8 protein-coding genes are annotated in these 6,476 nt (G+C 34.1%); 5 read left to right on the top strand and 3 right to left on the bottom strand.

What is annotated here, in order from left to right; translation table 11 throughout:
* The coding region (locus AC1DTM_RS16005; RefSeq protein WP_477000469.1) for a M20/M25/M40 family metallo-hydrolase at positions 1-279 on the top strand (279 nt) is incomplete at its 5' end.
* 102 nt (positions 280-381) lie between these two features.
* Entirely contained in the window at positions 382-1,446 is a 1,065-nt protein-coding gene (locus AC1DTM_RS16010) for a lactonase family protein (RefSeq protein WP_088099443.1), read from the top strand.
* Positions 1,447-1,480: 34 nt separating this feature from the next.
* Here the strand turns inward: AC1DTM_RS16010 and AC1DTM_RS16015 are convergent, their stop codons facing one another.
* The 3 genes from AC1DTM_RS16015 to AC1DTM_RS16025 are packed head-to-tail and all read right to left on the bottom strand — an operon-like array spanning position 1,481 to position 3,496.
* On the bottom strand, positions 1,481-2,392 hold the full coding sequence (locus tag AC1DTM_RS16015) for a DNA-3-methyladenine glycosylase 2 (RefSeq protein WP_016105926.1): 912 nt from the start codon (positions 2,390-2,392) through the stop codon (positions 1,481-1,483).
* Positions 2,393-2,394: 2 nt separating this feature from the next.
* Entirely contained in the window at positions 2,395-2,919 is a 525-nt protein-coding gene (locus tag AC1DTM_RS16020) for a methylated-DNA--[protein]-cysteine S-methyltransferase (protein ID WP_016105925.1), read from the bottom strand.
* A gap of 4 nt (positions 2,920-2,923) precedes the next feature.
* Positions 2,924-3,496, bottom strand: coding sequence for a bifunctional transcriptional activator/DNA repair enzyme AdaA (locus tag AC1DTM_RS16025; protein WP_016105924.1), 573 nt, complete (start codon positions 3,494-3,496; stop codon positions 2,924-2,926).
* A 154-nt stretch (positions 3,497-3,650) separates the two neighbouring features.
* On the opposite strand from AC1DTM_RS16025, the gene AC1DTM_RS16030 reads away from it, so the two are divergent.
* The 3 genes from AC1DTM_RS16030 to AC1DTM_RS16040 all read left to right on the top strand — a co-directional run.
* Complete coding sequence (locus AC1DTM_RS16030) at positions 3,651-4,409, top strand: exodeoxyribonuclease III (protein WP_016105923.1); 759 nt, start codon at positions 3,651-3,653, stop codon at positions 4,407-4,409.
* Positions 4,410-4,718: 309 nt separating this feature from the next.
* Positions 4,719-5,684, top strand: coding sequence for an iron-hydroxamate ABC transporter substrate-binding protein (locus AC1DTM_RS16035; RefSeq protein WP_016105922.1), 966 nt, complete (start codon positions 4,719-4,721; stop codon positions 5,682-5,684).
* A gap of 27 nt (positions 5,685-5,711) precedes the next feature.
* Positions 5,712-6,476 (top strand): FecCD family ABC transporter permease (locus tag AC1DTM_RS16040; protein ID WP_477000470.1); only part of this gene is annotated, 765 nt, incomplete at its 3' end.

The following is a 6,476-nucleotide window of genomic DNA, read 5'->3' on the forward strand; positions in this document are numbered from 1 at the left end:
GATCAATATTATAATATGCTTGAAAAAATTGAACCGGTGAGAGAAATTGTTGATATTGCTTATGAGGCAATGAAAAGTTTAAATATTGAACCGAATATTCATCCAATTCGCGGCGGGACAGATGGATCTCAATTATCATATATGGGATTACCAACACCAAACATTTTTACTGGCGGTGAAAACTACCATGGTAAATTTGAATATGTTTCGGTAGATACTATGGAAAAAGCTGTTCAAGTTATTGTAGAAATCGCAAGACGATTTGAAGAGCAAGCTTAAAAAGAGAACCAAGTAGTCATGAAGTACTACTTGGTTCTTTTCTATAGTAAAAAATACAAGGTGAAACTTGTTTACAAGACATGTGTAAAAGGGGGAAATGTTATGAGTGAAAATCAGTATCATGGTTATATAGGGACATATACAAAGGCGGATAGTAAGGGGATTTATAAATTTATACTTGATACGAAAATTGGAAAGATTAAAGGGATTGAATTAGCAGCTCATATAGGAAATCCAACATATGTAACGATTAGTCATAACAATGAGTACCTTTATTCTGTTGCGAAAGATAATGGATTAGGTGGAATTGCTAGTTTTTCCATTCATAATAAAATGGGTAATCTAGATTTGATTAATACACAACTTTTAGAAGGGGCATCGCCGTGTCATTTAAGTGTGGATCGAGAGAATAGTACAGTAGTAGCAGCGAATTATCATAAAGGAACAGTTGAATCTTATATAGTGAAAAAGGGTAGTGGAAGTATAAATACTGCTACGACAATTGTAGAACATAAAGGTTCAGGACTGAATAAGGAAAGACAGGAAAAGGCACATGCTCATTATGCGAATTTCACTCCTGATGAAAAATATGTAGTAGCAGTTGATTTAGGAATAGACAAGGTGGTTACATATAAAGAAAGTGATGGAGGATTAATGGAAGCTGCTTGTTTATCTGTTAAACCTGGTAGCGGTCCGAGACATCTTGTATTCCATCCCAATAAACATCTTGCATACGTTATGACGGAACTAAGTTCAGAAATTATTGTACTGCAATATGATGCACAGAGTGGCAGTTTTAAAGAAAAACAATACATTTCGACATTACCTGAAGAGTATAGTGAAGAGAGTTATGGAAGTGCAATTTATATTTCTTCTGATGGCAAATTCGTTTACGCAGCAAACAGAGGACATAATAGTATCGTAGTTTTTCGAGTGAACGAGCATAATGGGGAGCTAACTTTTGTTGAAACAGTATCGACAGAAGGAGATTGGCCACGTGACTTTTCTTTAGATCCGACCGAAAGATTTTTAATTGCTGCGAATGAAAAATCTAATACATTGACTTTATTTACTAGGAATGAATTTACAGGTAAGTTAACGCTTGTACAGACGGGCATAAATGTTCCAGAACCAGTATGTGTGAAGTTTTTACATGTGAAAAAATAGATAGGTTTTCCTATCTATTTTTTATTAGGAAATTTTAATATAGCACCCGCCACAAATAAAAAGTCGCGTAAGACTCCCAACTTGTCCAATTTGCTGCAAATTCTTTTATTTCATTTTTAGTCGGTTTCTTTTCGGAACCTGTAATAAATTTGATAGCATTATGCAGGCCGACATCATCAATTGGAAAGGCTGAAGGGAATCGTAAACAACGCATCAAAACATAGTGAGCCGTCCATGGCCCTATACCGCGAATGCTAGTTAATTGTTTTTCAGCTAGCCTCACATCTTGTATTTCTAATAGAGATTCTTTTGATAATTTACCTTCTGTAATGAGCTGTGCGATGTCAATTAAGTATTCACATTTTCTTGTAGTCATTTTTAATAATGCGAGATCTTCTACACTTAGATTTGCTATTACTTCAGGTGAGGGGAATATCCAATGTTTTCTATCGTTCCATTCTACATAAGTGCCAAAGTTTTCGACTAATCTTCTTTTTAGAGTATAGGCATATGTGAGGTTAATTTGTTGACCGAGAATCCCCCAGCACAGTGCTTCAAATAAATCTGGAATACCTAAAGTGCGAAGCCCATAATACTTTTCAAGGGGTTTTTGAAGGAGCCGATCATGTTTTGCTAATTTATAAAAGGGAGCTAAATCAGTAGTTAAATCAAACCACTCTTTTACATAGTCAGCTACAGCATCGCGGACTCGTTTTTCAGAGATATATGATTCTCCTAAAAAACGTATTTGAATATTATCATCGGCATTCAAACAAATTTCAACGAAAGGATTTACTTCTTGAATAGGAATGACTTTATAGATTTTATTGTTTTCAACATGAAACATACATTCATTTTTAGAACGTGATAGATAGCGTAAGTTTTCTTGAAAACTAAATTCTTTTGGAACGACTAAAGATAATATTTCATTACAACCTTCTGTCATATTTATTCCTCCCGAAGCGCTTCTAATTTGAGCAATTCATTCTTCATTTCTAATCCCCCTCTAAAACCAGTTAGCTTTCCATCTTTTCCTATAACACGGTGACAAGGAATTGTAATTAGAAGAGGATTAGCTCCAATAGCAGCTCCAACAGCACGTACAGCTTTAGGATTTTGAATTCTTTCTGCAATCTCTGAATAAGAATATGTCTTTCCATAAGGAATTTCACGTACCGTACTCCAAACAGATAATTGAAATGCAGTTCCGTAAATATCGATAGGAATTGTAAAGGTTTCTAGTTTGTTTTCCAAATACTCGACAAGTTCTTTTGTATATGTTTGCAAATAATCTGGATTTTGGATGAATGTATGCTGTGGAAGTTTTTTTTTAGCCCACGTATTTAGTTCCTCAATAGTTTTATTTTGTGATCCGATGAAGCATAATCCATTTGAAGTGGCGGCAATATGCATACGCCAATGTTTATGAATAAGCAATGTCCAATATATAGTTTTATTTTCATATGGTTTCATTATTTCATTCCTCTTTTGTTCCGTGCTTTTTTCGATATTCAGTAGGGGTAAATCCTGTCTTCTTTTTAAATAAAGTCGCGAAATACTCCGTGTTTTCTATCCCGACAGCAGTACTAATTTCCTTAACGGATTGATTTGTATGTGAAAGATATTCTGCCGCTTTAACAATCCTAAATTGCTGTATATATTCTATGGGACTTATTCCTATCAGTCTTTTGAAAGTGCGTTGTAAATGAAAAGGGCTACCGTGGCACATTTCTGCAAGTAGGCCGAGAGTTAGTGCTTCGTCATAATGTTTTTCGATATAGTCTTTAATTTGTTCTACCCACTCTTCATTAGGTAAAATTATCCCATTTGGTTTACAACGTTTGCACGGACGAAAGTGTTCATGCAGTGCTTGCTCTGCATTTAGAAAAATTCGTACGTTGTTTTTATTCGGTATTCTCGATTTGCACGATGGTCGGCAAAAGATCCCGGTTGATTTCACAGCATAAAAGAACTTGTTATCATATGAAGAATCATTATGAATAATTGCTTGCCAATACTCATTTGTTAACGAAAACCCTTCATTATGCAAAGATCATCACCTCTGAAATTAGTATAACCTGAATCATGTGCGTATGTACGTATTCACAAATGTAAGAGCAAGATTACAAAGGTGAAAGTATGATTGTTTTTCTATTTTGTGATAGCATGAACTTTGAAAGTGAACATCAAGAGGAGGACTATAAGTGAAGTTAATTTCATGGAATGTAAATGGTTTGCGTGCAGTTATCGCAAAAGGTGGATTTTTAGAATATCTTGAGGAATCCAATGCAGATATATTTTGTCTACAAGAAATTAAATTACAATGTGGACAAATTGATTTAAATCCAGAGGGATATTATACATATTGGAATTATGCTGTGAAAAAAGGCTATTCAGGAACGGCAATTTTTACGAAAAAAGAACCGCTTTCTGTTACGTATGGTTTAGGCATTGAAGAGCATGATCAAGAAGGAAGAGTTATTACTTTAGAATTCGAAGATTTTTACATAATAACGTTATATACGCCAAACTCAAAACGAGGATTAGAGCGTTTAGATTACAGAATGGAATGGGAAGATGATTTCAGGGCCTATATTAAGCGATTAGATGAAAAGAAACCAGTTGTTTTTTGTGGAGATTTAAATGTTGCCCATAAAGAAATAGATTTAAAAAATCCGAAAAGTAATCGAAAAAATCCTGGTTTTTCGGATGAAGAAAGAGAGAAGTTTACAAATATTTTAGAAGAAGGCTTTGTTGATACATATCGCTTTTTATACCCTGATCAAGAAGGAGCATATTCATGGTGGTCATACCGTATGGGAGCAAGAGCGAAAAATATCGGATGGCGCTTAGATTATTTTGTAACTTCTGAAAGGCTAAAACATAAAATTACCGATGCGAAAATTAATAGTGAAGTGATGGGATCAGACCATTGTCCAGTTGAATTACATATAGATTTCTAAAAAAAGAAGTATCTTCCTGAAAAAAGGAGATACTTCTTTTTTGTTCAGTTTTTTAAAATTTTTCAAATCATTCTTGAAATAAGTTAATATTAAATATATACTTAATAACGATAATCATTATCATTGGTAATGGTTATCGCGGAGTGAGGGTGGTAAAGAATTTAAGACTAGGGGAAGTGAACGAGAATGGCTCTCCATTTTACGTAGATTTATTAACGATGTGAAATATAGATGAGGATTAAGTTTCATATAATTAAGTTTCATTGTTGAAATAATATATTTAAAGATTTCGAGAGGAGATATATAAAGATGAACAAGAAATTATTTACATTAGGGATGGTTACAGTTTTAAGTGTAGGTTTAGCAGCATGTAATAGTACGGATAAAACTTCAGGGGAACAAAAGCAACAGACAAAAGCTACGGAAACAAAAAAAGATGAAAAACGAAAAATTACATATTTAGGTAAAGAATATACAGTACCAGCAAAAGTAGATAAAATTGCGACAGCTAGTTTAGAGTCGATGGAAGATGCAGCAGTACTTGGAATTAAACCAGTCGGTGCAATTACTGTAGGTGGTAAATTACCAAAGTATCTTGAAAAAGAATTGGAGGGTGCAAAATCTGTGGGTGAAAAAATGCAACCTAATTTTGAAACATTACTTCAATTAAAACCGGATGTTATTACATCTAGTACGAAATTCCCAGCAGAAACAGCTGAAAAGTTTACGAAAGTAGCTCCGACGTTCCCGGTATCACACGTTTCAACAGATTGGGAAGATAACTTAAAGTTAATGGGAGAATTAACTGGTAAAAAAGATAAAGCAGAAAAAATTATTAAAGATTACAATGCGGACGCTGAAAAAGCAAAAGCAAAATTAGGAGATAAGTTAAAAGACAAAAAAGTACTTGTAATTAGACTAAGAGCAAATGAATTATTCCTATATCCAGAAGGAGTATACTTCAACCCTGTAATTTATAAAGATCTTGGACTAACTGCTCCAGAACAACTTAAAACTGTAAAAGCACAAGAGAAAATTTCATTTGAAAAACTTGCTGAACTTAACCCAGATTATATTTTCTTACAATATGAGGCAAGTGAAAATAAAAACCCGAAAGTGCTAGAAGAAATTGAAAGCAATCCAATTTGGCAAAGTATGAATGCTGCGAAAGAAAAGAAAGTATTTGTAAACGTTGTAGATCCAATGGCACAAGGTGGCACAGCTTGGAGTAAAACAGCATTCTTAAAAGAAGCAGTGAAAAATTTATCTAAATAATACAATAAGTAAGGTGCGTTGAATGATATGCAGAAAACGAATGCGGTACCAGTAACCATTTTATGTATAGCGCCCATATTGATTTTATTTACAGTTATACTTTCTGTTTTATATGGGGCGAAAAACATTGATGCTGAAACAGTGTGGAATGCTTTATTTCATTTTGATTCCAGCGATGTAAATCATAATATTATTATTACTTCACGTTTACCAAGGGTAGTTGCAGCTCTTTTAGTCGGAGCATTTCTAGCCATATCAGGAGCACTTATGCAGGGGATGACAAGAAACTATCTTGCATCCCCTTCTATTATGGGTGTGACGGATGGTGCAGCCTTTGTTATTACACTTAGTATGATTTTCCTTCCAGGAATGTCATCGATCGGTATGGTTTTATGTTCAATGATTGGATCTGCACTAGGAGCCGGTATCGTGTTCGGTTTTGGTTCACTCCTTCAAAATGGATTATCCCCTGTTAGATTAGCAATTATAGGAACAGTTATTGGAACATTTTTAAGTAGTGTATCGGCCGCGATGGCTTCGTATTTCCAAATTTCTCAAAATGTTAGTTTTTGGTTTAATGCAAAGTTAGATCAAGTGGATCCTAATATAATTAAAATTACGATACCTTTTGGGATAATTGGGATAGTTTTAGCACTGTTCATATCAAAATCTATTACCATTCTTTCTTTAGGAGAAGAAGTTTCTATTAATCTAGGACAGCGTACAAAACTAGTTAAAGCGATGGCAATTTTATCAGTTATTTTTTTAACAGGAACAGCAGTTGCTTTAGTG

The sequence above is a fragment of the Bacillus sp. P4_D3 genome, assembly GCF_056401855.1.